Origin of the sequence: Pseudomonas sp. FP198 (genome assembly GCF_030687895.1) — a bacterium.
In the GTDB taxonomy this organism is placed as follows: Bacteria; Pseudomonadota; Gammaproteobacteria; order Pseudomonadales; family Pseudomonadaceae; genus Aquipseudomonas.
Genome location: NZ_CP117452.1, coordinates 2,324,011 through 2,345,981 on the forward strand (window position 1 = coordinate 2,324,011; position 21,971 = coordinate 2,345,981).

Consider the following 21,971-nt stretch of genomic DNA (forward strand, 5'->3'; position numbering starts at 1 on the left):
GTCGGACATTTTCCCCATGTTTTCGGTTGCTGACACCCCAACTCGGCCTTAGACTGCCGCCCCTCGTAAATTGAGTGCCGGGTGGCGCTTGGAATAAACGGCGCCTTCCCGATGAGCGTGGCGGCTCAGGACGGGTACGAGAAGTCACGCAGGCGCCTTTCGTACCAAGTCCGGTGCGGGACGCTCCATAATTCGCCTTAATGCACGTTTTTTTATAGAGATATCAATGACAAAGGAAAAGTTGCTGGCCATGCCGGCGGATGACTACATGAATGCCGAGCAACTGGCTTACTTCACCAAGCTGTTGCAGAACATGAAAGTCGAAACCCACGAGCGCATCGAACAGAACCGAATCGCCATTGAGAGCCTGGACACCCCGGCCGACCCGGCGGACGCCGCTTCCGTGGAAGAAGAGCGCACCTGGCTGGTCAACGCCATCGATCGCGATCAACGCATGCTGCCGCAACTGGAGCAGGCCCTGGACCGCATCAGCGACGAAAGCTTTGGCTGGTGCGACGACAGTGGCGAGCCGATCGGCCTCAAGCGCCTGCTGATCAGCCCGACCACCAAGTACTGCATTGAAGCCCAGGAACGTCACGAGCAGATCGACAAGCACCAGCGTCAGGCCTGATTCCGTTCCAGAAAAAGATCGCAGCCTTCTTTCGGGGGCTGCGATCTTTTTGCTTTCGCCTGTTCGCCTATGCTCATTGTGCTGACGCAAAAAAACACGACTAATGGACCATGGATAATGGCCTTGTAGTGGCGTTTAATGCGTGCATAACAATGAGAAATGTGGGTGACAAAACATGGCGACAGACGGATCTCTGGCGGCGACAGCGTCGGCCTCGGTGCCCGCGGCGCATGGTACGGCGCGCTGGCTTGCGCCGACCGTGCAAAGCGTCGCGCTGGTTTTGCTGCTGTGCGGCATGGCATTGGGCGGTTGGTCGTTGTATCTGGGCCTGCCCCTGGCGATGCTCATCGTCTGGTTGCCACGCCTGCGCTCGCGCCTGGCCAGTAGTCCCACGCCTGCGGCGAGTGACAGCCTGGCCGAGCTGACTCGCGATCTTTCCTACACCACCAGCCATAACGCTCTGTCGGCGGCGGGGGTGGCGTATTCGGTCAAGCAGTTGGCCGGCAAGGTCCAGTCGCAGCTGGGCGCCGCGGCGCAGATCGTCAGCAATGCCGAAGCAATGATCGCGACCGAGCAGGCCACCTCGCAGCTCAGCCAGCAGGCGCTGGGCGCAGCCAGCGAGGCCCACCGCAGCAGCGTCGCCGGGCGCAGCGAACTGGTGGAATCCATCAGCCGCATGCACCAGCTCAGCCAGCGCGCCAATGACAGCCGCGAGTTGATCGAAGCGCTGAGCGTGCGCAGCGACGAAATCCAGCGCGTGAGCCTGGTGATTCAATCGATCGCCAGCCAGACCAACCTGTTGGCGCTCAATGCCGCCATCGAAGCGGCCCGGGCCGGTGAGCATGGCCGCGGGTTCGCGGTGGTGGCCGACGAGGTTCGCGGCCTGGCCGGGCGCACCGCCGCGGCGACCGGCGAGGTCGGGGTGATGGTGGCGGACATCCAGCAGCGCACCGCGCAGGTGGTTGAACAGATCCGGCAACTGGCTGGCGACCTGGACAGCGGCGTGCAGCAAGTCGAGCACACCGGCCAGCACCTGGAGAACATCGCCCGGCTCGCGGCCGGTGTCGAAACCCAGGTCAGCGCCATCGCCCAAGGCACCGATACCAACCGCGAGCAGCTCGACAGCCTGTTCCATGCCATCGAGCAGATGCGTAGCGATCTGGCGATCAGCGATCAACAGACCCAGCGCCTGGCCGAGGCTGCCGTACAGATGGAAGGCCAGGCCGAAACCATCAGCGAGCGGTTGGCCGAGGTGGGCCTCGATGATTACCACCAGCGGGTCTATGACCTGGCCCGCGAAGGCGCGAGCCGGATTGCCGAGCAGTTCGAAGCGGACATCAATCAGGGCCGTATCAGCCTCGAAGATCTGTTCGACCGAAACTACCAGCCCATCCCCAACACCCATCCGGCCAAGTTCCAGACCCGTTTTGACCGCTACACCGATCAGGTACTGCCGGCCATCCAGGAACCGCTGCTTGCCCGGCATGAAGGCCTGGTGTTTGCGATTGCCTGTACCCAGCAAGGCTACGTGCCGACCCACAACAACGCCTTCTGCCAGCCGCTGACCGGCGATCCCCAGGTGGACACGCTGAGCAACCGCACCAAGCGCAAGTTTTCCGATCGCACCGGGATTCGCTGCGGCAGCCACCAGCAGCCGGTGCTGCTGCAAACCTATACGCGCGATACCGGGGAACTGATGCACGACCTGTCGGTGCCGATCATCCTCAAGGGGCGTCACTGGGGAGGATTGCGGTTGGGTTACAAGCCCGAGAAGCCGCGCTGAGCCTCAACGCAACGGTGCGACGAGCTCTTGTGGCGAGGGAGCAAGCTCCCTCGCCACAAGAGCGGTCTGGCGGTGGTCTTGAGGTTACTTGCCGTCGTGCAAGCGCACATTCAGTTGATCCACCAGCACTGCTTCCTCACCGTCGGCGAGTAGCCATTCGCGCAGCAGGTCTTTTTGCTGGTCCGACCAGAAAGGCGCATCGACCAATTTGGTGTCCGGATCCAGCGGGTGTGCCATGACGAAGTCGTCGATGGCACTGCCTTCCGAAGGCAGGCCCAATTGATCAAACAGGGTTTCGAGCTCGTGTGATGGTTGTTCCATTGTGCAGGACTCCTCTGGACTGCCGCCGTCATGGCGCCTCGGTTGCTTCCCTTATCTGAGGCCAGGCAGTCGTCAGGAGTTCGATCGATTTCAAGCTTTCAACGCACCTTCATCCACAGCGAGCTTCAATGCCCTTGCCGCATCCCTGGCGGCTTCGGCAGCAATTTCCGTAGTCTTGAACCAGCGATCCTTCTCCACCTGGTGGTAAGTGAGAGCGTTGGAAGGTGATTTGGCGCGCATCACAATGACGGCCTGGAACTCGCCTTCGACCTCTCTGGCTTCGCCCCGGATGAAAAATTCGCCGATATCCAATTCCGTCACGTCGCGCCTTCCCTTCAAAGTCATTTTATTGTGCGAAGACCGCCAATGAATGGCGGCCTGCGCTGGGCGGCCAGTATGGCAGCAGTTGCCGGTCGGCGGCTGAGTTAAGTCATGGACGGGGCGCGGATAAAACGCAAGCGCTCTGTTCGAGGCGCCTGGCCAGGTAGCAGGCTTCGTTATGATCGGCGCGGAAACCTCTTACACGTCCAGTCGCCGTTTCTTCGATATGGAAAAAACAGGTGCCGGCCAGGACGACTCGGTATTGCGGCTGGATCAGGGCCGTTGCGAGGTGGTTGTCGGCGACGGGGCGCTCATATGCTTGGGCAACACGCGAGGCAAGGGGGCGAATCAAGGTTGGGGAAGTACCCATGTGAATTCCTTTTCTATGGTTTACCGACGAATTGTCGGTTGTTTCGAGTAGTCTGCGCGCCATCGGCTGCTCTAGAATCGACGGCGCCGTGTGGACGGCTGTGCCTATCTAAAGCAATTTTTTTTGCCCTCGATGTCAGAAAAATGCTTTTTTAACTGAGAAATTTCCCTAAAGTTAGTAGTCCCACCTTTTCCGATGCGCAGAGTGGCGTTTTCCTTCAGCCTCTGACGATCGTCGGGAAAGACGGCGAGAGCGGCAATCCATTAGTCTTCTCTCGCCCGGGTCTGGGCACCGCCGTTCAATTCGAATTCAACTACAGGTCATTGCGACCTTGCGGGTTCTCGTGGTCCGTCTTTCAGGGCGGGTCATTCAAAGATGGGGATGTTTCCTTGGCAGTAAGTAATCTCGACATGCACGCGTTATTTGTACTGGGTGACCTTCGGGCAAAGCTGGTCAAGCAATTCCAGTCACGTTTTGTCTATATCACCGAACAAACCGCCGAAGGCATCTATGTTGCCGAACTCGATACGGAATCGGCGCTAGTGGTTGATGACAAACCTCGGCTTGAACTCAAGGTCGGTGACCATTTTCGCGCGGCGGTATTGCCAAGTCGCGAGGGTGGCAAGTTTGAAATCCGTTTTCGTGAAATCAAGTTGACGGTCTATGGCCTCGGTGACTATGCCTTCGTCACGACTGCCGATGGCCATGCGATTCTGTTCAAGGAAGGCCACAGCGTGCTGACCGTCTTTGCGGCCCACGAACAATTGCAGGAAGGTTTGACCAAGACGCTGAAAGCGGTCACCGCCAAGGCCGCCAAATGGCGCAAGGGCGAACTCGTGACGTTCAAGGCCAGCGAATAGTCAGTCCGCGCCCATCGGGAAATGGCCCATGGGTCGGAATCTTTTTCGGCCGCCTCATACCTTTAACAGTTTTTAAAAGGCTGTTGCTGGAACCTTGGCTACAGTCAAATGACTGAACTATTCACAGGCTTGCGTTCGCTTCGCAACGCCGTTCGGTTATTGCTGTGTCCGGCATGAGGTATCAAGCATGAAACGAGTTCGACAGTGGCTGGCTGCCTGCGCCACCACCCTCGCTGTGTTGGTTTCGCCACTTCCGGCATCCGCTGCTGCTTCGGCGCCGATCCACTTTGCCGACCTGAACTGGGAAAGTGGCAGCCTGATCACCGACATCCTGCGGATCATCGTCGAAAAAGGCTACGGGTTATCGACCGACACGTTACCGGGCACCACCATTACCCTGGAAACCGCCCTGGCCAACAACGATATCCAGGTGATCGGTGAAGAATGGGCGGGGCGCAGCCCGGTGTGGGTCAAGGCCGAGGCCGAGGGCAAGGTGGTTGCCCTGGGCGATACGGTCAAGGGCGCGACCGAAGGTTGGTGGGTGCCGGAATACGTCATCAAGGGCGACCCGGCCAAGGGGATCAAGCCGTTGGCGCCGGACCTGCGCAGCGTCGAGGACCTGGCGCGCTACAAACATGTGTTCAAGGATCCTGAAAGCCCCGACAAGGGGCGCTTCCTCAACAGCCCCATCGGCTGGACGTCCGAAGTCGTCAACAAGCAGAAACTCAAGGCATATGGTCTTTCCGACAGCTACGTGAATTTCCGCAGCGGTTCCGGGGCCGCGCTTGATGCGGAAATTACTTCTTCGATCCGCCGTGGCAAGCCGATCCTGTTTTACTACTGGTCGCCCACGCCGTTGCTGGGGCGTTTCAAACTGGTGCAACTGCAAGAACCGCCATTCGATGCCGAGGCCTGGAAGACCCTGACCGACGCTGACAATCCGAATCCGAAACCGACTCGCTCCCTGGCCTCGAAGCTGTCGATCGGTGTGTCCGTGCCGTTCCAGAAGCAACATCCGGACATCGCCGAGTTCTTCAGCAAGGTCGACCTGCCCATCGAACCGCTGAACAAGGCCCTGGCCGACATGAGCGAGAAACGCACGCCGCCCCGCGAAGCCGCCGAGGCGTTCCTCAAGGCCCATCCCCAGGTCTGGCAGGCCTGGTTGCCCAAGGACGTCGCCGACAAAGTCGCGGCGGGGCTGTAGAGCGTTGTGCTGCCAGCCTGTTGAACAGTTGATCCCGGGCAAATCGTCATTCGCTGGAACCTGGCAACCTGTGCCCGTCCAGCGAAATGTCAGATTCAAGCTAGGATGATTGTTCAACCTTTTTCAGGAGGCTGGCGAATGACGCTTTTATTGGCTCGGTCGCTGGTCGCAGTGTTTGCGACCATCAGCTTGTTTCATTTGTATTGGGCCCTGGGGGGGCGCTGGGCAGCCCTGGCGGTGGTGCCGCAGGTTCCGGTGAAGCAGGGCGACACGCTGCGACCGGCGTTCAACCCGTCGGGATGGCTGACGCTGCTGGTGGCCCTGGCGCTGTTGATGATTGCGCTGCTGGTGTGCCTGCGGGTCGGGCTGATTTCGCCGCCCGTCACTCATCGCGCCTTGCAGTGGCTGATCAGTGCGATTGCCTTGCTGATGTTCGCCCGGGCCATTGGCGAGTCGAACCTGGTGGGCTTCTTCAAGGAGGTCAAGGGCTCGACGTTTGCCCGGCTCGACACCTGGGTCTATTCGCCGTTGTGTGTCGTGCTCGGGGCGGGATTGCTGACGGTGGCGTGGGCTTGAATGCAACCACAACCCCCGTGGCGAGGGAGCTTGCTCCCGCTGGGCTGCGCAGCAGCCCCAAAAAGACCGAACAAAAATCAGCCTGACTCACCGAAGCCGGTTTGTCAGTCGTTCTTGCGACTACTCACTTCCGCCGGCACGTCATCGCCGGCCATACGCTTGCGGAACAACGCCGCCCGGGCCAGCAGCAGGGTGGTCACCGGCACCGTGATGGACAGCAGGATCGGTATCAACCACGCATGCAGCACCGGCCCGGACTTGATCGCTGAAAAGTAGATGATCGAGGCGAGGGCAACGCACCAGGCGCCCAGCGTCGAAGCCAGGGCAGGGGGATGCATGCGCTGGAAATAATCCTTGAGCCGCACCAGCCCGATTGCCCCGAGCAGGGCGAACAGGCTGCTGGCCACCAGCAGGATCGCCACCGAAATTTCCACCCACATCGACAGCTCGACGTTCATTCGATCACCTCGCCACGCAAGAGGAACTTGGCCAGGGCAAACGAGCCGACAAAGCCGAACAGGGCAATCAGCAGCGCGGCCTCGAAGTAGGTGTCACTGGCATAACGGATGCCCAGCACCAGCATCATCAGCATCGCGACGATGTACAGGTAGTCGAGGGCCAGGACCCGGTCCTGTGCCGAGGGACCTTTGAACAGGCGCACCAGGGTCAGGACCATGGTCAGGGAGAACAGGAACAGGCTCAGCAGGATGGCGTTGGACAGCAACGGGCTCATTCGAAAATCTCCATCAACGGGCGCTCGTAGGTGGCCTTGAAGTGCGCTATGAATGCGTCTTCGTCCTCCAGATCGAACACGTGCATCAACAGGATGCTGCGGTCCAGCGCCAGCTCCGACCAGACCGTCCCGGGAATCACCGTGGTGATCATTGAAAGCACCGCCAGGCCATTGGCGTCGTGCAGGTCCAGCGGCACCTTGACGAAACGCGAGCGAGGCGGGCGGCGTCCGGCGTTCAGTACGCCCCAGGCGACGGTCAGGTTGGATACCAGCACATCGCGCCCCACCAGCAGGAACAGCCGCAGCATGACCCAGGGCCGGCGGATACGAATGGGCCGTGGCCGCAGTGGTCGCATCATCAACGGCGCCAGGAAACCCAGCGCCGCGCCAAGCAGCAGGTGGCCGGCGCTGACGGACAGGTTCAACAGCAGCCAGAGCAGCCACAACGCCAGCGACAACCAGGGTGCGGGAAACAGCCGCTTCATGGCTGCACCGCCTGCACTGCGCTGGCGGCTTGTGGGTTGGGGACGGCGCGGGTGCCTAGCACCGCCATCACATAATGTTCAGGTGTGTTCAGCGCATCGGCGGCGGACTGGGTGTAGCGCATTAGCGGCTCGGCCTTGAAGGTCAGGGCGATTCCGAGGCCGAGTAGCGCGATGATCGGCACGCATTCGAACGGCCGCAATAGTGGCGACGGCCGCTCCTGTGGCGTCCAGAAGCGCTGGATGCCCAGGCGCGAGAAGGCGATCAGCGCGGCGAGCCCGGACAGGATCAACAGCGCCAACAGGCCCCAGGCGGCGGCTGAGACGGGCGTGTCGGTACTTGCTCCGAGCCCTTGGGGGTTGAGCAACGCGTTGAGCAACCCGAGTTTTGCGATGAAACCCGAAAGCGGTGGCATGCCGATAATCAGCAGCGCACAGGCGATGAAGCTCAGGCCGAGGAAGGCCATGGTCCAGGGGATCACTTGGCCGACCACGGCTTTCTGTTCGTCGTCGAGGTTGATGCCTTTGGGCGGCTGCAGCGATTCCAGTGGGCGCGGCAGGCTGTCGAGATCGTCTTCCAGCGGCAGATCATTGGCCGAGCGTGAACGCTCGATCAACTCGGCCAGCAAGAACAGCGCGCACAGCGCCAGGGTCGAGCTCACCAGATAGAACAGCGCCGCCCCCACCAGGTTTGGCTGGGCAAAACCGATGGCTGACAGCAGGATCCCGGCCGAGACCAGGATGCTCAGGCTGGCCATGCGCTCCAGGCGCTGGGCCGCGAGGATGGCGATGGCTGCGCAGGCGATAGTGGCCAGGCCGCCGTAGACCAGCCAGTCAGCGCCAAAATAGGCCGAGGCGCCGGCCTGCCCGGAAAACAGCAAGGTCCACAGCCGCAGGATGGTGTAGACGCCGACCTTGGTCATGATCGCAAACAGTGCCGCCACCGGCGCACTGGCTGCACTGTAGGCCGGCACCAGCCAGAAATTCAGCGGCCACATGCCGGCCTTGGCCAGGAACGCCACCGCCAGGATCGCCGCGCCGGCGTGCAGCAGGCCGCGGTCGGCCTCCGGCACCAGGGGCACCTTCAGGGCCAGGTCGGCCATGTTCAAGGTTCCGGTGACGCCGTAGATCAGGGCTGCGCCAATCAGGAACAGCGACGAGGCCAGCAGGTTGATGGAAATGTAGTGCAGCCCCGACGACACCCGCGCCCGGCCCGATCCATGCAACATCAGGCCGTAGGACGCCGCCAGCAGCACCTCGAAAAATACGAACAGGTTGAACAGGTCCGCCGTGAGGAAGGCCCCATAAAGCCCCATCAGCTGGATCTGGAACAACGCATGGAAACTCGCTCCGGCCCGGTCCCAACGGGCCATGGCGAACAGCAGCGCGCAGACGCCGATGATGCCGGTCAGCACCAGCATCAGCGCTGACAGGCGATCGACCACCAGCACGATGCCGAACGGCGCCTGCCAGTTACCGGGCAGATAGACGCCAATGGACGCGGGCAGCGCCTGCTCCTGGGTCCAGCGCAACAACAGCACGGCGATGCCCAGGCCCAGCAGGCTGGAGAACAGATTGATCCGCGCCTTGAGCGGGCGGTGCTTCTCGCCGAGCATCAGCATCACCGCGGCGGTCAGCAACGGAAGCAGGATGGGCGCGGCGATCAAGTGTGGCGTCAACGTCATTCCTTCGGCTCCCGACCGTCCACATGGTCGGTGCCGGTCAGGCCCCGGGACGCGAGCAGGACTACCAGGAACAAGGCAGTCATGGCGAAGCTGATCACGATGGCGGTCAGTACCAGGGCCTGGGGCAACGGATCGGTGTAGTGCAGCAGGTCCTGGGGTACACCGTCCTTGATGATCGGCTCCTTGCCGATGAACAGGCTGCCCATGCTGAAGATGAACAGGTTGACGCCATACGACAGCAGGCACAGGCCCATGACCACTTGAAAGGTCCGCGGCCGTAGCACCAGCCAGACACCGGAGGCGGCCAGTACGCCGATTGCGATTGCGATGACTTCTTCCATCAGGCGTTGGCTCCTTTGAGAGGGGCGACGGGTTTGGCGTGCAGGCCCGGCTTGTGGGCGCGCACCGACTGGTGGGCCAGGGCGGTGAGAATCAGCAGGGTCGAACCGACCACCACGGCATAGACGCCGATGTCGAAGAACAGCGCGCTGGCCAGGTGGAAATCCCCCAGCAGCGGCAATTCGAAATGCCAGGTATGCGTGGTCAGGAACGGATAACCCGCCGCCAGCGCCCCCAACCCCGTGGCGCTGGCGAACAGCAGCCCGGTGCCCATCCAGCGCAGCGGTCGCAGGCTCATCTGCGCTTCGACCCACTGGGTGCCGGCAACCATGTATTGCAGGATGAACGCCACCGACATCACCAGCCCGGCCACGAAACCGCCGCCGGGTTGATTGTGGCCGCGCATGAACAGATAGAACGACACCACCAGGGCAATCGGTAGCAACAGGCGAACCAGCACCGACGGCACCATCATGAAGCCCAGCGCGGTATCGCTGGCGTGGCGCGGGTTGACCAGGTCGGTAACCACGTCCGGTGCCAGCAGGCGTTGTTGCGCCGGCAATTGCATGCTTTCCTTCGGTGGACGGAAGCGCCGCAGCAGGGCGAACACCGCCAGCGCCACCGCCACCAGCACGGTGATTTCCCCCAGGGTGTCGAAACCGCGGAAGTCCACCAGCATGACGTTCACCACGTTGCTGCCGCCGCCCTCAGGCAGCGCGCGGCTGAGGTAGAACGAGGAAATGTCGTTGGGGGTCTGGCGCGTCAGCATGGCATAGGACAGCAGCGCCATGCCGCCGCCCACCGCGCCGGACAGCAGCAGGTCCCGCAGGCGCCGGATGCGCGCGCGCCGTTCGCTGTTGGGCCGGGGCGACACGTCCTCGATCCGCCGTGGCAACCAGCGCAGCCCCAGCAGGATCAGCACCGTGGTGACCACCTCCACCACCAGTTGCGTCAAGGCCAGGTCCGGTGCCGAGAACCAGACGAAGGTCACGCAGGTCATCAGGCCGCAGACACTGACCATCGTCAGCGCCGCGAGACGGTGGTACTTGGCTTGCCAGGCCGCGCCCAGGGCGCAGGCGATCGCCAGCACCCACAGGGTGACGAACACCACGGAGCCGGGAATCTTCGGCCGGTCGCCCCAGACCAGCGTGCTGTGCAGCATCGGGATCAGCCCGGCCAGGAGCGCCGCCAGTACCAGCAGGAACAGTTGCGCCTGCAGGCGCCGAGTGCTGATCTTGCGCTCCAGCCGACGACCGTGGCGCATCATCAGCACCAGGCAGCGTTCGAACAGGCGCTTGCCGCTGAGGCGGCCGATCAGCGGCGGATGCTTGATGTGGCCTTGCTTGAATTGCTTGCGCAGCAGCAGGTACAGGACGATGCCCGCGGACATCGCCACCAGGCTCATGATCATGGGCGCGTTCAGCCCGTGCCAGATCGCCAGGCTGTATTCGGGCAGCGGGCCGCCCACCACCGGGAGTGCGGCGGCGGCGAGCAACGAGCCGACCACCTGGGCCGGGAAAATCCCCACCAGCAGGCAAGTGAATACCAGCAGCTCGACCGGCGCGCGCATCCAGCGTGGCGGTTCATGGGGCGTGTGAGGCAGGTCGGTGGCGGTGGGGCCGAAGAACACGTCCACGGTAAAGCGCAGGGAGTAGGCGACGCTGAAGGTGCCAGCGATGGTGGCGATGATCGGCAACGCCAACTCGACCCAGGCGGTGGCCGAGATAAACACCGTCTCGGCGAAGAACATCTCCTTGGACAGGAAACCATTGAGCAACGGCACCCCGGCCATCGCCGCGCTGGCGACCATCGCCAGGGTGGCGGTGAACGGAATCAGTCGCACCAGGCCGCTGAGCCTGCGGATGTCCCGGGTGCCGCTTTCGTGGTCGATGATCCCGGCGGCCATGAATAGTGAGGCCTTGAACGTGGCGTGGTTGAGGATATGAAACACCGCCGCCACCGCCGCCAGCGGACTGTTGAGACCCAGCAGCAGGGTGATCAGTCCGAGGTGGCTGATGGTCGAATAGGCGAGCAGGCCCTTGAGGTCGTTCTGAAACATCGCGCAGTAGGCGCCCAGCACCAGGGTGCAGGCCCCCGCGCCGCCGACGATATAGAACCATTCCTCGCTGCCCGACAACGACGGCCACAGCCGCGCCAACAGGAAGACACCGGCCTTGACCATGGTTGCCGAGTGCAGGTACGCCGACACCGGTGTGGGTGCGGCCATGGCGTGGGGCAGCCAGAAGTGGAAGGGGAACTGAGCGCTTTTGCTCAAGGCGCCGATCAGGATCAGCGGCAGCAGGATCGGGTAGAGGGCGTGGTCACGAATCAGGTTGCCGGCGGCCAGGACCTTGTCCAGGTCATAGCTGCCCACCACATGGCCGAGCAGCATCACCCCGGCCAACAGGCACAGCCCGCCGGCACCGGTCACCATCAACGCCATGTAGGCGCCGCGTCGGGCGTCGGCGCGGTGATGCCAATAGCCGATCAGCAAGAACGAGAACAGGCTGGTCAGTTCCCAGAAGAACACCATCTGGATCAGGTTGCCGGAGATCACCAGCCCGAGCATCGCGCCCATGAACGCCAGGAAAAACGCGAAGAACCGCGGCACCGGATCGTCCGGCGACATGTAATAGCGGGCATACAACGACACCAGCGTGCCGATGCCCAGCACCAATAACGAAAACAGCCAGGCGAAGCCATCCAGGCGCAGCACGAAATTCAGGCCGAGGCTGGGCAGCCAATCATATTGTTCGCGGATTACGCCGCCATCGGCGATCTGCGGGTACCACAAGGCCACCTGAACAGTGCCGGCCAGGGCTACGAGGCCGGCCAGCAGCGATTCGGCGTTACGGGCGTTATGCGGTAACAGCGCCGCGACACAGCTGCCGATAAAGGGCAAAAGCAATAGAACTATCAGTGACATAGGCTTCTATTCGGCAAAGGATGTCCGGGATCATACGTGGCGTATTCCCGATCACCAACCGCCAGGGTGTCGCAGAATCCTACAGGGTGGGTGGATTTTCCTGACTTTTTAGCGCTACCTGTCACCTGTGGCGAGGGGATTTATCCCCGCTGGGTCGCGTAGCGGCCCTGAAATCTGCCGACGTGGTGTGTCAGGTCAATGGAGTCTCCTGCTTTGGGTCTGCTGCGCAGACCAGCGGGGATAAATCCCCTCGCCACGGGATTTTTGCTCGGCGCTATCGGGTTGGTCGATCCGCATCAGTCGGTTGTGGGGAATGCCTCACTGCTCCCGCTCAAGCCCCTCATCCACTTCTACAACGCCTTTGCTGCGGGTCTTCAGTTCACTGACGATCACCGCCGCCACAATCAACCCGGCGCCCACCAAGGCGATCGCCGGCAACCGTTCGCCGGCCAGGCGCCCGGCAATACCCGCCCACACCGGTTCGCCGGCATAGATCAGCGTGGCGCGGGTCGGCGAGACGCTTTTCTGGGCCCAGTTCATTGCCACCTGGATCGCCGCGCTGGCGGCGCCCAGGCCTACGGCGCTGATCAGCAGTAGCCAGGAAAAACCGGGAATCACTTCCCGGGTCGGCACCACCATCAGAAACGCCAGCACGGCGGTACTGGCCAGCTGCACGACCGTGACCCGGCGCACATCCACCTGGCCGGCATAAGCGCTGATCAGGATGATCTCGGCGGCGATCGCGATGGCGCTGATCAGGGTGGCGATTTCCCCCGAACTGAAATTCAGCGACGCGCCGGCCGGGCCGGACACCAGCATCAGCCCGGTGAACGCGAGCATGATCCCGATGCTCGGCATCAACCCTGGCCGGCGGCCCAGCACCAGCCATTGCAACAACGGCACGAAGGGTACGTAGAGGGCGGTGATGAAGGCCGATTGGCTGCTGGGGATGGTTTGCAGGCCGACCGTCTGCAGGCCATAGCCGAGCATGATCGCCACGCCGATGAAGGCTCCGGCCTTGAGTTCGAACCAGGTCAGGTCGCGCAAGTGTCGCCAGGAGAACAGCGCAACGAATGCCGCCGCAGCGGCAAAGCGCAGGCCGACGAAAAACATCGGTCCGCTGACGGTCATCGCGTGCTGGACCAGCAGGAATGTCCCGCCCCAGATCATGGTGATCAGCACCAGCACGCATTCGGCCTTGCTGAACCGTGAGAAACGGGAGGAAGCTTGCGGGGAGTTCACCAATGCCATGATCTTGCGCGCCACTTGAGGTGGACGCACAATGCGCCCGAACGAAGAATTTGGGCAGTATAATGCGCAACCCCGGCAGATGAGCAATATAGTGCACAAAGATAATGGCCAGCGGGCGTCCGTCCTGCAACACGTCAGCCAGAACGTCCGCCGTCTGAGGCATGCTGCGCAGCTCAGCCAGACGGCGCTGGCCGAGCTGTCCGGGGTCAGCCGGCGGATGCTGGTGGCCATCGAGGCCGGTGAGAAAAATGTCAGCCTGACCACCCTGGACCGCGTCGCCGAAGCCCTCGACGTGGCCTTCAGCGATCTTATCCAGGCTCCCGACGCGCGCGATCCGAGTCGTATCAATGAGCTGGCCTGGGCCGGTGCGATTGCCGGCAGCAAAGCGGTGTTGCTGGCCAAAGCCACCGCCAGCCGCGAGGTAGAGCTTTGGGAGTGGCGTCTGGAACCCGGTGAGCATTACCATTCGGAGCCCGACGCCGACGGTTGGAGCGAACAGCTTTATGTCTTCGAAGGCTGCCTGACGCTGCTGCTGGGCAGCGAAGAGCGTCGAGTCGAGGCCGGGGAGTTTTTCATGTTTGCCAGCAACCAACCCCATGGCTATCGCAATGACGGCCTGGTAGCCGCGCGATTCGTACGCAATGTGGTGATTTGATTAGGGAGTGGAGAGCGGTATGGATGCAGCGCTGGATCAACCTGTGAGTGGCACCATCCGCGAGGCCGACATTGTAGTCATTGGCGGCGGTTTGAGCGGCGCCATGCTCGCGGCGCAATTGATGCGCCTGCCTGGACGGCGCGAAGTCCTGGTTGTCGAGCCGCGCAGCGAGTTGGGCCGGGGCGAGGCCTACAGCGCCATAGAGCTGGGCCACACCCTTAACGGCAACGCGGCGCGCATGAGTGTTGATCCGGATAACGCCGATGACCTCACGCAATGGCTCGCCGCATTCATCGAGGCCGGCGGCTGGCCCGAGTCGGACCGGCAGCATGTGCCGGTCAGCGAGCTGTTTCCCCCGCGAGGGATGTTTGGCCTCTACGTGCAACAACGCCTGGCCGAGGCTCGGGCGGTGGGCGCCCGGAATGGGTCCGTGGCGGAGCATGTTCGCGGGGAGGCCGTCGACGTTCAGGCCCTCGACGACAGCGTGCGAGTGACGCTGGCGGATGGTCGGGTCTTGCAGGGTCGTTTCGCGGTGCTGGCCACGGGCATGTTTGCCGCGGCGCGCACTCCGCAGACCGAATCCAGCGGCGTGAACGCTACGGCGCTGGATCCTTGGGATGTGACGGCCATGCGCCAACTCGATCCGCAGTCCACGGTGCTGATCATCGGTTCCGGGCTGACCATGGTTGATGCCGTGGTGTCGCTGGAGCAGGCCGGGCATCGTGGGCCCATCGAGGTGTTCTCACGCCATGGGCTGTTACCCCATGTGCGCCGGCAACCTCCGGCCTGGGTGGATTTCCTTGCCGAAGACCATGACCTGCGTTCGCCATTGCAACTGATGCGGGCGCTGCGCGAGCAATGCCGTCAGGCGCAAGCCCAGGGGATTGATTGGCAGGCGCCACTGGATACCGTGCGCGCGCACATCGGCCGTTTGTGGAACCAGGCCAGCGACGTGCAACGTCGACAGTTCGTCCGGCATGTGCGGCCGTGGTGGGAAAGCCACCACCATCGTTCGCCACCGTTGAGTGCCCAGTTGGTGGCGCGTCTGCATGAGGAAGGACGGCTGCGAATCCAGGCTGCGTCGTTCAAGGGGCTTGTTGCGGCTTCCGGAGGATCGGTAGGCATCAGCATCCGCCGACGCGGCGAGACCGGATTGACGGTGGTGCAGGGCGCCGCCTTGATCAACTCCAGCGGCATCGAATATGACTGGCGCCGTGTCGCGTTCGCCCTGCCGCAACAGTTGCTGGCCCGAGGTCTGGTCCAGCCCGGTCCCTTGGCGCTGGGTATCGCCGCGCGTGCCGATGGCGCGGTGCTGGACGCCCATGGCGAGCCGGCCACCCGCCTGTTCGCCATGGGCCCGCCATTGCGCGGGATGTGGTGGGAAAGCACTGCGGTGAGGGATGTGGCGAGCCAGGCCAAGGCGCTGGCGGCGCGCTTGGCTGGGTTACAAGCCCAACGTTGAACCCCGTGGCGAGGGAGCTTGCTCCCGCTGGGTTGCGAAGCGACCCCGAAGAAGCTGGATGCGCTCGACCTGACACACCGCGTTGAATGGTCTTGGGGCTACTTCGTAGCCCAGCGGGAGCAAGCTCCCTCGCCACGGGGCTCTTGACTTCCAGACACACAACCCTGGACTCACCCCAGCCTCCCTTGCCACCAATGCTGTGCTCATTGTTCCTGTACTTTCACCCAGCGCTCCTCCCGCGCCGCTGTGCGGATCGCCGCCGCCAGGCGCTCGACTTCCCAGGCTTCTTCGAAGTCTGTCCCGTTGCCGCCATCGCCCGCCAGGGCCATGACCAGCTCCTGAACTTCCAACGTCTTCAATTCGTTGTACCCCAGCTGGTGCCCGGCCGCCGGGCTGAAGGCGGCGTAGCCCGGCAGGTCGGGGCCGGCCAATAGTCGCTGGAAACCTGCCTGGCCGGCACGGCACAGGCGCAATTCGTTCAGTCGTTCCTGATCGAAGGCCAGCGTCCCGAGGGTGCCGCTGATCTCGAAGCACAAGTGGTTCTTGTAGCCGTGCTTGAGCCAACTGCTGCTCACCGTGCCCCGGGCGCCGTTGGTGAAGCGCAGCAGCGCCTGGACCTGATCGTCAACTGCAATGACCCGCTGTTCGATCGCGCCAGCGCTGGCCGGACGCCGGTTGTGGACGGTCTGGCTGTCGGCACACACCGAATCGACAGCGCCCAGCAGGTGACGAGCCATGGCCAGCAAATGGCTGCCCAGGTCGGCCAGGGCGCCACCGGCGTGCTCGGCTTCGCAGCGCCAGGACCATGGCGAGGTCGGGTCGGCCATGAAGTCCTCGCTGAATTCGCCCTGGAAGCTGATGATCTGCCCCAGTTCGCCGCGCTGGATCATTTCCCGCGCCAACCGGATGATCGGGTTGTGCTGATAGTTGTAGCCGACGCGCGTCACCACCCCGGCCTCCTTGGCGGCCTGGCGCATCCGCTCGGCCTGTTCCAGGGAGACCGCCAGCGGTTTTTCGCAATAGACCGGCTTGCCCGCCGCCAACGCGGCCATGGCCATCGGAAAATGCAGATGGTTGGGCGTGGTAATGGCGATCAACTGGACGTTCGGGTTGTCGATCAGTTGTTGCCAGTCGCTGTGGGCCGTCTCGAACCCCCAACTCTGTGCACATTGGCGCGCACGTTGCGGATCGGCGTCAGCCAGGGCTGCCAGTTTCAAGTCCAGGGGAAGGTCGAACACCGCCTTGGCGTTATGGAATGCCAAGGCATGGGCACGGCCCATGAAGCCGGTGCCAATCAGACCGATGCCAAGTTCGCGCATGAGAAAGAGCCCTTTGAATTGTTATTTTCAGAAGGCTATTTATGGAATAAATATTCTCTAATTGCAAATCGTGGAATAAATATTCATTTCTCTGCCCTTGAGAACTCCCGGTGGGAGCGAGCCTGCTCGCGAAAGCGGTACTCCAGTCAGCATCGAGGCCGACTGACCTGACGCCTTCGCGAGCAGGCTCGCTCCCACAAAGGGATATCTGTCAGGACAAGAACCCGCCATCCACATTCAACGCCACACCTGTGGTGTAGCTCGACGCATCGCTGGCCAGGTACAACACCGCGCCGGCCATTTCGCTCGGGTCGGCCACGCGCTTGAGTGGGATCTGCGCCAGGGCGGTCTTCAGGATGGCGTCGTTTTTGACCAATGCGGAGGCGAACTTGGTATCGGTCAGGCCCGGCAGCAGGGCGTTGCAACGGATGCCGAACTGCGCGCACTCCTTGGCGAAGACCTTGGTCATGTTGATCACCGCAGCCTTGGTCACCGAATAGATGCCCTGGAAAATGCCCGGCGAGATGCCATTGATCGACGCGACATTGATGATGCTGCCGCCGCCGTTCTCGCGCATCAGCTTGCCGGCTTCCACCGACATGAAGAAATAGCCGCGGATGTTCACATCGACGGTTTTCTGGAACGCGCCCAGGTCGGTATCCAGCACATTGCAGAACTGCGGGTTGGTGGCCGCATTGTTCACCAGGATGTCCAGGCGCCCGAACTGCTCGCGAATCCCGGCGAACACCTGGCTGATCTGCTCCATTTCGCCGATGTGGCAAGCGATCGCGGTGGCCTTGCCGCCAGCGGCGATGATCGCATCGGCGACGTGCTGGCAGCCGTCGAGTTTGCGGCTCGAAACGATCACGTGGGCGCCTTGCTGGGCCAGCAGTTTGGCGATGGCTTCGCCGATGCCGCGGCTGGCGCCGGAAACGAAAGCGATCTTGCCGTCGAGGTCGAACAACTGGGTCTTGGACATGCTGTTTCCTTGTTATAGGTGCGCTCAGAGCGTGGATTTGCTGATGACTTGCAGGCTCATCTGCTCCAGCAGCTTGTTCATCTGAACGAACTGCGCGAAGCGTTTGTCCTGGGTCTGGCCATTGAAGAAGCGGTAATAGATCTGCTGGACGATACCGGCCAGGCGGAACAGCCCATAGGTGTAATAGAAGTCGAAGTTGTCGATGCGGACTCCGGCGCGCTCGGCGTAGTAGTCGACAAATTCCCGGCGGGTCAGCATGCCCGGCGCATGGCTGGGCTGACGGCGCATCAGTTGGACCGGCGCCGGGTCGTCGGCTTCGATCCAGTAGGCGAGGCTGTTGCCCAGGTCCATCAACGGGTCGCCGATGGTGGTCAGTTCCCAGTCCAGCACGCCGATGATCTGCATCGGGTTGTCCGGGTCGAGGATGACGTTGTCGAAGCGGTAGTCGTTGTGGACGATGCTTGAGGTCGGATGATCGGCGGGCATCTTGTCGTTAAGCCATGCCTTGACCGCCGTCCATTCCGGCGCATCGGGGGTCAGGGCTTTTTCGTAACGGTCGCTCCAGCCACGGATCTGCCGGGCCACGTAGCCTTCGGGCTTGCCCAGGTCGGCCAGGCCGCAGGCGGTGTAGTCAACACGGTGCAGTTCGACGAGCCGGTCGATGAAGCTCTTGCACAGGGCTTCGGTGCGGGCTGCATCGAAACCCAGCTCCGGCGGCAATTCGGAGCGCAGGATGATGCCCTTGACTCGTTCCATCACGTAGAACTCGGCGCCCATCACCGATTCGTCAGTGCAATGAACGTAGGCTTTGGGGCAGTACGGGAAGCCGTCGCGCAGTTGATTGAGGATGCGGAATTCACGGCCCATGTCGTGGGCGGACTTGGCCTTGTGGCCGAACGGCGGGCGTCGCAGCACGAACTCCTGCTCGGGGTATTCCAGCAGGTAGGTCAGGTTCGACGCACCGCCGGGAAACTGGCTGATCAGCGGCGTGCCGGTCAGGCCGGGAATATGGGCCTTGAGGTACGGGTCGATCAGGCTGGCATCGAGTTCTTCACCGTCGCGCACGCGGGTGGACTGATCAGTAACTGCCATGCTTATCCCTTCTGCTTATTTTGGAGGCCATCGATCATTGGCTAATCTAATGGCGCTTGGGAGGCGCCACAAGCACGCCGGGGTCTTATAGGTCAGCGTGTTGCTGGGTAATCAGCGGACCTGATGAGCTGCGACCATGGATGCAGGGTTCGTATCGGTCGAGTCAATGTTGCCTTTCAGGCAGTGGCACCGGGGTCAATACCGGTTCGCCGGCAAAGAACGCGGTCAGGTTCTGGCCCACCAGTTCCACCATCGCCCGGTTCGCTTCCGGCGACAACCCGGCCACGTGCGGCGTCAGGACCACGTTTGGCAGGTTTTTCAAGGCATCGGGCACTTCCGGTTCGTGGTCGAACACATCGAGTGCCGCCCCGGCAATTCGCCGCTGTTCAAGGGCGCTGACGAGATCGGCGGTGGCGACTACGCTGGCCCGGGCGATGTTGACCAGATAGCCATTGGGACCGAGGGCATCGAGGACTTGTCGGGTGATCAGTTGCCGGGTGTCCAGGCCGCCAGGCGTGGCCACGATGAGGAAGTCGCAGACCCGGGCCAATTCCGTTGGCGTGGCGCAAAAGGTATACGGGACGTCGCTGCGAACCCGCCGATTGTGGTAGCTGATGCTCATGTCGAAACCCAGGGCGGCACGCTTGGCAATCGCCATGCCCACGGCGCCGAGTCCCAGCACGCCCAGGTGCTTGCCCGCCAGGGAGGGGCGCATCTGGCGCGGCCATTCGCCACGGCGCAGGGCGGCGTCGGACCGAGGCACGTCCCGCACCAGCGCCAGCAGCAGGGCCATGGCATGGTCGGCCACCGACGAGGCATTCACCCCGGCGCCGTTGGTGACCACGATGCCTCGGTTGCGGGCGGCTTGCAGGTCCACTTGCTCATAACCGGCGCCGATCACGCAAATGATCCTCAGGTTGGGCAGGGCGTCGATTTCCTCGGCGGTCAAACCCAGGGGGCCGCGCGTCAGCACTGCGCTGAACCGTTCGCCGTGTTCGAAAATCGCCGTCCAGCGTTCGGCTGGCGTAGGCGCCAGTTCCAGGTGATAGCCCTGGCGTTCGAGAATCGGCAAGTATTCGTTGACGGTTTCAACCAGTACCAGAACGGTTGCGGTCATGCTGTGCTCCTGTGGGCGCGGGCGATTTTGATATTCAACCTGATTGTAGGGGCCGCAGGGAGGTGTAGCTTGGGCTTTTTGTATTTCATTTTCGGCCGGCGCAGGCGTTGTGGGAGCGAGCCTGCTCGCGAAGGCGCTGGTTCAGGCAGTGAGGTGTTACAGGAAGGGCCTCTTCGCGAGCAGGCTCGCTCCCACAGGGAATATGGGGGGAATTTCTCTATCGATGATCTGCTCCGGATAACCATTCCTCAGCTAAGTCTTTGCTTCTGTTCATGAATCCCGGACAATCGCGCCCCTGTTTCGGTCAGGGGCGCTGCCTGTCGGATTTTTCCGACTCGTCCCGGCCGGGTGCATATGACCGGAATGCGGAGATCCGACCGGATGAATGATCAGGCCAACAGCGTTGAAGAGCGCTTTGAAACGACAGCCCCCGCCACCCTCGGCGAATGGAGCCGCCATGACACGACCTGGATGCTGGGCCTGTTTGGCACCGCCATCGGTGCCGGCACGTTGTTCCTGCCGATCAATGCCGGCCTCGGTGGTTTCTGGCCGCTGCTGATCCTGGCGGCGCTGGCGTTTCCCATGACCTTCTACGCCCATCGTGGGCTGACCCGCTTCGTGTTGTCCGGTCGCGACGGCGCGGACATCACCGAGGTCGTGGAAGAGCATTTCGGTATCAAGGCCGGCGCGTTGATCACGCTGTTGTACTTCTTTGCGATCTTTCCGATCCTGCTGATCTACAGCGTGGCGTTGACCAATACGGTGGGCAGTTTCCTGGAGCATCAGTTGCACATCCAGCCGCCGCCCCGGGCCGTGTTGTCACTGGTGCTGATCCTCGGTCTGCTGGCAGTGGTGCGCTGCGGCGAACAAGCGATCGTCAAGGCCATGAGCCTGATGGTCTACCCGTTTATCGTGGCGCTGCTGTTCCTGGCGGTGTTCCTGATTCCGCACTGGAACGGCGGCATCCTCGCTACGGCGTCCACGGTGCCTGAGCCTTCGGCCCTGCTGCACACCCTGTGGCTGGCGATTCCGGTGATGGTCTTCTCGTTCAACCATTCGCCGATCATCTCGGCCTTCGCGGTGGACCAGAAGCGTCGCTACGGTGCCAACGCCGAGGAACGCAGTGCGCAGATCCTGTCGCGTGCCCATGTGCTGATGGTGGTGATGGTGCTGTTCTTCGTGTTCAGTTGCGTGCTGACCCTGTCCCCGGCGCAACTGGCCGAGGCCAAGGCGCAGAACCTGTCGATCCTGTCGTACCTGGCGAACCATTTCAGCAACCCGACCATCGCCTTCGCGGCACCGCTGATTGCCTTCGTGGCGATCTCCAAGTCGTTCCTGGGGCACTACATCGGCGCCAGCGAGGGCCTCAAGGGCCTGGTCGTCAAGAGCGGCCGCCGCCCGGCACCGAAGACTCTCGACCGGCTGACCGCAGCGTTCATGCTGGTGGTGTGCTGGATCGTCGCCACCCTCAACCCGAGCATCCTCGGCATGATCGAAACCCTGGGCGGCCCGGTCATCGCGGCCATCCTGTTCCTGATGCCGATGTACGCCATCCGCAAAGTCCCGGCCATGGCCCGCTATCGTGGTCAGGCGTCCAACGTTTTTGTGGTGCTGGTGGGGTTGGTGGCGATTACCGCGCTGGTCTATTCCCTGATGGCCTGATAATCCAGGGCGGGAAGGTGGCTCAGCCGGCATGGATGTTGGCTGTCCGGCCGCCATCGCGAGCAAGCTCGCTCCCACAAGGGGCCAAGGTGTTCAGGGATCTGCGTTCATCCGCAGTCCAAGGTGGGAGCGAGCCTGCTCGCGAAGGCGGTCTGTCAGCTTGCATCAAATCCCCAGGCATAAAAAAACGCCGCCCCTTCGCA

Annotated in this window: 21 protein-coding genes; 8 read left to right on the plus strand and 13 right to left on the minus strand. The window is 62.5% G+C overall.

Translation table 11 applies throughout. The features are described 5' to 3' along the window. The first annotated feature begins 226 nt into the window (after nt 1-226). Nucleotides 227-631: a TraR/DksA C4-type zinc finger protein gene (locus PSH78_RS10800; protein WP_305500378.1), complete on the plus strand. Its 405-nt coding sequence runs from the start codon at nt 227-229 to the stop codon at nt 629-631. A gap of 559 nt (nt 632-1,190) precedes the next feature. Then, the gene (locus tag PSH78_RS10805; RefSeq protein WP_370871118.1) at nt 1,191-2,414 is read left to right on the plus strand and encodes a methyl-accepting chemotaxis protein; all 1,224 of its coding nucleotides are present in this window, start codon (nt 1,191-1,193) and stop codon (nt 2,412-2,414) included. Between the two features lie 84 nt (nt 2,415-2,498). On the opposite strand, the gene PSH78_RS10810 is transcribed toward PSH78_RS10805, so the two are convergent. Together PSH78_RS10810 and PSH78_RS10815 are read right to left on the minus strand one after the other, a co-directional pair. Further along, complete coding sequence (locus PSH78_RS10810; protein ID WP_305500381.1) at nt 2,499-2,735, minus strand: DUF2789 family protein; 237 nt, start codon at nt 2,733-2,735, stop codon at nt 2,499-2,501. 90 nt (nt 2,736-2,825) lie between these two features. Beyond that, on the minus strand, nt 2,826-3,056 hold the full coding sequence (locus PSH78_RS10815; protein WP_305500383.1) for a hypothetical protein: 231 nt from the start codon (nt 3,054-3,056) through the stop codon (nt 2,826-2,828). Between the two features lie 780 nt (nt 3,057-3,836). Here PSH78_RS10815 and PSH78_RS10820 point away from each other — a divergent pair. The 3 genes from PSH78_RS10820 to PSH78_RS10830 all read left to right on the plus strand — a co-directional run bounded on the left by PSH78_RS10820 (nt 3,837) and on the right by PSH78_RS10830 (nt 6,066). Then, the gene (locus PSH78_RS10820; RefSeq protein WP_305500385.1) at nt 3,837-4,286 is read left to right on the plus strand and encodes a hypothetical protein; all 450 of its coding nucleotides are present in this window, start codon (nt 3,837-3,839) and stop codon (nt 4,284-4,286) included. A 187-nt stretch (nt 4,287-4,473) separates the two neighbouring features. Then, complete coding sequence (locus PSH78_RS10825; RefSeq protein WP_305500387.1) at nt 4,474-5,490, plus strand: ABC transporter substrate-binding protein; 1,017 nt, start codon at nt 4,474-4,476, stop codon at nt 5,488-5,490. Between the two features lie 138 nt (nt 5,491-5,628). Then, a complete protein-coding gene (locus PSH78_RS10830) occupies nt 5,629-6,066 on the plus strand; it encodes a DUF3995 domain-containing protein (RefSeq protein WP_305500389.1) in 438 nt (145 codons plus the stop codon). A 104-nt stretch (nt 6,067-6,170) separates the two neighbouring features. On the opposite strand, the gene PSH78_RS10835 is transcribed toward PSH78_RS10830, so the two are convergent. The 7 genes from PSH78_RS10835 to PSH78_RS10865 all read right to left on the minus strand — a co-directional run bounded on the left by PSH78_RS10835 (nt 6,171) and on the right by PSH78_RS10865 (nt 13,482). After that, the gene (locus PSH78_RS10835) at nt 6,171-6,524 is read right to left on the minus strand and encodes a Na+/H+ antiporter subunit G (protein WP_305500390.1); all 354 of its coding nucleotides are present in this window, start codon (nt 6,522-6,524) and stop codon (nt 6,171-6,173) included. After that, entirely contained in the window at nt 6,521-6,799 is a 279-nt protein-coding gene (locus PSH78_RS10840; protein ID WP_186615355.1) for a K+/H+ antiporter subunit F, read from the minus strand. The genes PSH78_RS10835 and PSH78_RS10840 overlap by 4 nt, the downstream gene beginning before the upstream one ends. Next, nucleotides 6,796-7,284, minus strand: a complete 489-nt coding sequence (locus tag PSH78_RS10845) for a Na+/H+ antiporter subunit E (RefSeq protein ID WP_305500394.1) — start codon at nt 7,282-7,284, stop codon at nt 6,796-6,798. The genes PSH78_RS10840 and PSH78_RS10845 overlap by 4 nt, the downstream gene beginning before the upstream one ends. Then, nucleotides 7,281-8,966 (minus strand): monovalent cation/H+ antiporter subunit D, encoded by a 1,686-nt coding sequence (locus PSH78_RS10850; protein ID WP_305500396.1) that lies wholly within the window; start codon nt 8,964-8,966, stop codon nt 7,281-7,283. The genes PSH78_RS10845 and PSH78_RS10850 overlap by 4 nt, the downstream gene beginning before the upstream one ends. Further along, on the minus strand, nt 8,963-9,307 hold the full coding sequence (locus PSH78_RS10855) for a Na+/H+ antiporter subunit C (RefSeq protein WP_003202835.1): 345 nt from the start codon (nt 9,305-9,307) through the stop codon (nt 8,963-8,965). Before PSH78_RS10855 ends, PSH78_RS10850 begins: the two co-directional genes overlap by 4 nt. Continuing rightward, complete coding sequence (locus PSH78_RS10860; RefSeq protein ID WP_305500398.1) at nt 9,307-12,231, minus strand: monovalent cation/H+ antiporter subunit A; 2,925 nt, start codon at nt 12,229-12,231, stop codon at nt 9,307-9,309. Before PSH78_RS10860 ends, PSH78_RS10855 begins: the two co-directional genes overlap by 1 nt. A 318-nt stretch (nt 12,232-12,549) precedes the next feature. Next, nucleotides 12,550-13,482, minus strand: a complete 933-nt coding sequence (locus PSH78_RS10865; protein ID WP_305500400.1) for a DMT family transporter — start codon at nt 13,480-13,482, stop codon at nt 12,550-12,552. A 91-nt stretch (nt 13,483-13,573) separates the two neighbouring features. Here PSH78_RS10865 and PSH78_RS10870 point away from each other — a divergent pair, with 91 nt between their 5' ends. After that, nucleotides 13,574-14,137: a helix-turn-helix domain-containing protein gene (locus PSH78_RS10870; RefSeq protein ID WP_305500402.1), complete on the plus strand. Its 564-nt coding sequence runs from the start codon at nt 13,574-13,576 to the stop codon at nt 14,135-14,137. A 19-nt stretch (nt 14,138-14,156) separates the two neighbouring features. Continuing rightward, entirely contained in the window at nt 14,157-15,599 is a 1,443-nt protein-coding gene (locus PSH78_RS10875) for an FAD/NAD(P)-binding protein (protein ID WP_305500404.1), read from the plus strand. A gap of 203 nt (nt 15,600-15,802) precedes the next feature. Here PSH78_RS10875 and PSH78_RS10880 read toward each other — a convergent pair whose 3' ends face one another. From PSH78_RS10880 to PSH78_RS10895, 4 genes are all read right to left on the minus strand, one after another. Beyond that, nucleotides 15,803-16,918 carry a Gfo/Idh/MocA family protein gene (locus PSH78_RS10880; protein ID WP_305500406.1) on the minus strand — a complete coding sequence of 372 codons (1,116 nt, stop codon included), beginning with the start codon at nt 16,916-16,918 and terminating at the stop codon, nt 15,803-15,805. 211 nt (nt 16,919-17,129) lie between these two features. Continuing rightward, the gene (locus tag PSH78_RS10885; protein WP_003180553.1) at nt 17,130-17,897 is read right to left on the minus strand and encodes an SDR family oxidoreductase; all 768 of its coding nucleotides are present in this window, start codon (nt 17,895-17,897) and stop codon (nt 17,130-17,132) included. A 24-nt stretch (nt 17,898-17,921) separates the two neighbouring features. Further along, nucleotides 17,922-18,989: a phosphotransferase family protein gene (locus tag PSH78_RS10890; protein ID WP_305500407.1), complete on the minus strand. Its 1,068-nt coding sequence runs from the start codon at nt 18,987-18,989 to the stop codon at nt 17,922-17,924. A gap of 163 nt (nt 18,990-19,152) precedes the next feature. Beyond that, nucleotides 19,153-20,106: a 2-hydroxyacid dehydrogenase gene (locus PSH78_RS10895; protein WP_305500409.1), complete on the minus strand. Its 954-nt coding sequence runs from the start codon at nt 20,104-20,106 to the stop codon at nt 19,153-19,155. Nucleotides 20,107-20,487: 381 nt separating this feature from the next. Between PSH78_RS10895 and PSH78_RS10900 the strand changes: the two genes are divergently transcribed. Continuing rightward, on the plus strand, nt 20,488-21,768 hold the full coding sequence (locus PSH78_RS10900) for a serine/threonine transporter (protein WP_305500410.1): 1,281 nt from the start codon (nt 20,488-20,490) through the stop codon (nt 21,766-21,768). Nucleotides 21,769-21,971: the final 203 nt, after the last annotated feature.

Excerpts from the sequence above, each read along its gene's own strand:
- PSH78_RS10880 (WP_305500406.1), bottom strand. The coding sequence starts at position 16,918 with ATGCGCGAACTTGGCATCGGTCTGATTGGCACCGGCTTCATGGGCCGT.
- PSH78_RS10900 (WP_305500410.1), top strand. The coding sequence starts at position 20,488 with ATGAATGATCAGGCCAACAGCGTTGAAGAGCGCTTTGAAACGACAGCC.
- PSH78_RS10810 (WP_305500381.1), bottom strand. The coding sequence starts at position 2,735 with ATGGAACAACCATCACACGAGCTCGAAACCCTGTTTGATCAATTGGGC.
- PSH78_RS10845 (WP_305500394.1), bottom strand. The coding sequence starts at position 7,284 with ATGAAGCGGCTGTTTCCCGCACCCTGGTTGTCGCTGGCGTTGTGGCTG.
- PSH78_RS10885 (WP_003180553.1), bottom strand. The coding sequence starts at position 17,897 with ATGTCCAAGACCCAGTTGTTCGACCTCGACGGCAAGATCGCTTTCGTT.
- PSH78_RS10890 (WP_305500407.1), bottom strand. The coding sequence starts at position 18,989 with ATGGCAGTTACTGATCAGTCCACCCGCGTGCGCGACGGTGAAGAACTC.
- PSH78_RS10825 (WP_305500387.1), top strand. The coding sequence starts at position 4,474 with ATGAAACGAGTTCGACAGTGGCTGGCTGCCTGCGCCACCACCCTCGCT.
- PSH78_RS10855 (WP_003202835.1), bottom strand. The coding sequence starts at position 9,307 with ATGGAAGAAGTCATCGCAATCGCAATCGGCGTACTGGCCGCCTCCGGT.
- PSH78_RS10850 (WP_305500396.1), bottom strand. The coding sequence starts at position 8,966 with ATGACGTTGACGCCACACTTGATCGCCGCGCCCATCCTGCTTCCGTTG.
- PSH78_RS10840 (WP_186615355.1), bottom strand. The coding sequence starts at position 6,799 with ATGAGCCCGTTGCTGTCCAACGCCATCCTGCTGAGCCTGTTCCTGTTC.
- PSH78_RS10865 (WP_305500400.1), bottom strand. The coding sequence starts at position 13,482 with ATGGCATTGGTGAACTCCCCGCAAGCTTCCTCCCGTTTCTCACGGTTC.
- PSH78_RS10875 (WP_305500404.1), top strand. The coding sequence starts at position 14,157 with ATGGATGCAGCGCTGGATCAACCTGTGAGTGGCACCATCCGCGAGGCC.
- PSH78_RS10860 (WP_305500398.1), bottom strand. The coding sequence starts at position 12,231 with ATGTCACTGATAGTTCTATTGCTTTTGCCCTTTATCGGCAGCTGTGTC.
- PSH78_RS10820 (WP_305500385.1), top strand. The coding sequence starts at position 3,837 with ATGCACGCGTTATTTGTACTGGGTGACCTTCGGGCAAAGCTGGTCAAG.
- PSH78_RS10835 (WP_305500390.1), bottom strand. The coding sequence starts at position 6,524 with ATGAACGTCGAGCTGTCGATGTGGGTGGAAATTTCGGTGGCGATCCTG.
- PSH78_RS10805 (WP_370871118.1), top strand. The coding sequence starts at position 1,191 with ATGATCGCGACCGAGCAGGCCACCTCGCAGCTCAGCCAGCAGGCGCTG.
- PSH78_RS10895 (WP_305500409.1), bottom strand. The coding sequence starts at position 20,106 with ATGACCGCAACCGTTCTGGTACTGGTTGAAACCGTCAACGAATACTTG.
- PSH78_RS10830 (WP_305500389.1), top strand. The coding sequence starts at position 5,629 with ATGACGCTTTTATTGGCTCGGTCGCTGGTCGCAGTGTTTGCGACCATC.
- PSH78_RS10800 (WP_305500378.1), top strand. The coding sequence starts at position 227 with ATGACAAAGGAAAAGTTGCTGGCCATGCCGGCGGATGACTACATGAAT.